We start from the raw sequence: 3,076 nt of genomic DNA, 5'->3' as shown, positions 1-3,076 counted from the left end.
GAGTCCTCCCTCACGGAACTGACGGACCGGGAGCTGTCCGACCTGGTGTCCCTGCGGAGGTCGTCATGACGTCCCACCAGGGCTGCGAACCGCACTACAAATCGGGCGAGGCACCCTCCGCAAGATGAGACAGAACCTCGGATGGGCAGTCGGGTACAACGTCATCGCCCTCCCCATCGCCGCTGGAGTCTTCGAACCCTCCCTCGGACTTGTACTTCGCCCCGAGATCGCAGCGCTGTCGATGTCCGGGTCCAGCTTCATCGTCGCAGTCAATGCACTACTGCTGAAGCGACTACGCCTCCCTTCTCCCCCAGATCAACACCGGCCTTCACCCAGCACTACGAAGTCCACCTCACAGAACGTCTCATGACCCGACAACCGATCTCCCAGCGAAAGGGATTCCCCGATATGAAGAAGGTCCTCGCAATCAGTGCTGCAGCAACTGCAGCACTATTCGTCCTCACCGCATGTAACAGCTCCAATACCGATGAAACTACCTCCACGCCAACGTCAATGAGTGCCGAATCCAGTTCATCGGCGAACGCGAGCACTCACAATCAGGCAGATGTGACATTCGCCGAGCAGATGATCCCGCATCACAGTCAGGCCGTCCAGATGAGCGACATGCTCCTCTCCAAAGACGGTATCGACCCCCGAGTGACGACGTTGGCAGAACAGATCAAGGCAGCGCAAGCCCCAGAAATCGAGCAGCTGCAGGCCTGGTTGACCAGCTGGGGACAGAGTTCGTCCTCCTCTGGCATGAATATGCCGACCACCTCCCACAGCATGGAAGGCATGACACCCTCTACCAGCATGAACATGCCGATGCCCTCAGAGAGCATGGGGATGACGCCGGGAATGATGGAGGGGATGATGTCCGCCGATGACATGACCGCGCTGCAGAATGCACAGGGAACCGATGCCGCGAAACTGTTCCTCGCTCAGATGATCGACCATCACCGCGGAGCTGTCGCAATGGCGCAAACTGAAGTTGATTCCGGACAGTATCCCGAAGCTATCTCCATGGCGCAGACCATCATCAGCGCGCAAAACCAGGAAATCACCACGATGGAAGGCATTCTCGCCACGCTGTGATCACGACTTCCGGCGTTCATTGCTCAGATTTCAGTCGGATGTGAGCGCACGCGGCTCGGTGTCTCTGCTTGACAATTGACCTCGGCAGAGGCACCGAGCCTTCTAGGCGACAGGTCAATACCCCGGAGGACACCGAACACTATCGAGGCAACCTCATTTGTTGGAGGGTTTGGTAATTACACCCGAAGATATCCCGAGATCCGCACGCGCCGTCCTGCGTGCGCGGTCACATTCGTCGGGCTCAACATTCTGGTCAGGCTCCGTGGGATACCCACCAGCACGAGGTAGGAACGGGTGCACAAAAACCCACGCCTGAACCGAACCGATCTATTTGCATCAATCAGGTCCAGGCGCAAACCGAGCCCATCGATTAACGAGGGACAGGCCGGGTACGCAAACGAGAACAGACGACATGGAGGTCATGATGCAGGACGTTCGGCGGGGGATGACCGACTCCGAGTTGATCGCGGAGGCGTACCGACTCGAAAGCCAGCCGGTATTGAGCAGGTGCGACCACATCAGGTTGACACTGATACACGATGAACTCGAGTGTCGCGCAGGATGTCGGGAAAAGAAACTCCCTGACGCGGCGCCACAACGGCTTCCGCCTTGCAAGGGCAGGAAGTGCGCATGATTGACAAGTTTGATCACCACGTTCACACACTCACATCAGAATGGCTGCGCCACTCCCCCGGCATGCAGGCGCGGGGCTCCCCTGATCCATATGCCCCCGCGCCACTCTCACCCGCTCGCTCTCAGTTGAGTCCCGCGTACGAATGGAGGCCGGAGACATCCATCTTGATGATGAAGAGATTGAACAGCATTGCGACGAAACCGGCAATGATTATCCAGGCGGCACGGGTATCGCGCCAACCAGAAGTAGCACGCGCGTGCAGAGAGGCGGCGTAGATCACCCAAGCGATGAAGGAGATGTGAACGACGGTTGAAAACTAGACCACCCGTCGTTTCTGGACTAGTTTTCAACCGTCGTCAACAGGAGACCGTTTCCTTGGGGTCCCATCCTTCTTGACAACATCCAATCGCGCACTATGAATCGCACCGGAGTTTCCGGGGACTTCATCCTTTGGGAAAGATGGAGTCATGTCGTCAGCAACGAACAAAAGGTACCCGCCCGAACTGCGTGAGCGGGCAGTGCGGATGGTCGCCGAGGTCCAACACGAGTACCCGTCGGAGTGGGCCGCGGTCGAATCCGTGGCCGACAAACTCGGTATCGGAACAGCGCAGACGTTGCTCAACTGGATCCGGAGAGCGCAAACCGACGCCGGCCAGCGGCCCGGCGTGACGAGCGAAATGGCAGCGGAAATGCGCAAGCTTCGCGCTGAGAATCGGGAACTCAAGCGTGCCAACGAGATCCTGAAGTCGGCATCGGTTTATGTGGGTGATCGATGTCAAGTGCCCGTGTCGTCGAGTCGCTGGATAAGTCCGTCGAAGACCTTCTGCCGCCCGATCTGGCCCTTGTCTGCGGCGTCGTCTCGCTGACGGGTGAGGGTGGGGAGAAACTCGATGGTGGTGACGAAGAACGTGCATGACTCGCAGATCGACTCGAAGTGGCAGTCGAGTTCGACTGGGCGTGCGCAGTAGCCGTTACCGAGCATCCGCCGGTGGGCTTCGGCGCGGAGTTTGCGCATCGCGGCGGGCTCGTCCTCGGCAGGCAGGACGGCGGGTTCGTGTTTACTGTAGAGGGCTTCGACTTTCTCTGTGACGGAGAAGTATTGGTCGGCAACGGTCCGGTCCGCGATTCGGGCATAGACCATCGTCATCTCCATTGTCTTGTGCCCGAGCAATGCGGCGATCGCCTCGAGGCTCATACCCCGGTTGATGGCCTGCGTCGCGAGTGTGTGCCGCAGCTGATGAGGGTGCAAGCTCGACTTCGACGAGATCCAGATCCCGGCACCGCCGCGCCTGGGTGACGTGGTCGTGGAGGTCTCGAACCTCGACAAGGGCTTCGACGGCCGCGTGT

General features: G+C 59.1%; 3 protein-coding genes and 1 pseudogene. 2 read left to right on the top strand and 2 right to left on the bottom strand.

The genetic code is table 11. From position 1 onward, the window contains the following. Positions 1-408: 408 nt before the first annotated feature. Positions 409-1,095 (top strand): DUF305 domain-containing protein, encoded by a 687-nt coding sequence (locus tag ABT116_RS41435; protein WP_047270628.1) that lies wholly within the window; start codon positions 409-411, stop codon positions 1,093-1,095. Between the two features lie 755 nt (positions 1,096-1,850). On the opposite strand, the gene ccsA is transcribed toward ABT116_RS41435, so the two are convergent. Beyond that, positions 1,851-2,018: a cytochrome c biogenesis protein CcsA gene (ccsA, locus tag ABT116_RS41430; protein WP_351645435.1), complete on the bottom strand. Its 168-nt coding sequence runs from the start codon at positions 2,016-2,018 to the stop codon at positions 1,851-1,853. Between the two features lie 178 nt (positions 2,019-2,196). Here ccsA and ABT116_RS41425 point away from each other — a divergent pair. Continuing rightward, positions 2,197-2,490 (top strand): annotated as a pseudogene (locus tag ABT116_RS41425) (transposase); the annotation flags it as partial. Positions 2,491-2,504: 14 nt separating this feature from the next. Here ABT116_RS41425 and ABT116_RS41420 read toward each other — a convergent pair. Then, the gene (locus ABT116_RS41420; RefSeq protein WP_351645432.1) at positions 2,505-2,978 is read right to left on the bottom strand and encodes a tyrosine-type recombinase/integrase; all 474 of its coding nucleotides are present in this window, start codon (positions 2,976-2,978) and stop codon (positions 2,505-2,507) included. Positions 2,979-3,076: the final 98 nt, after the last annotated feature.

It is taken from the genome of Streptomyces sp. NPDC002130 (genome assembly GCF_040296465.1).
Lineage (GTDB): Bacteria > Actinomycetota > Actinomycetes > Streptomycetales > Streptomycetaceae > Streptomyces.
Note: the sequence above shows the minus strand (reverse complement) of the source record. Positions and strands in the feature narration are given on the sequence as shown.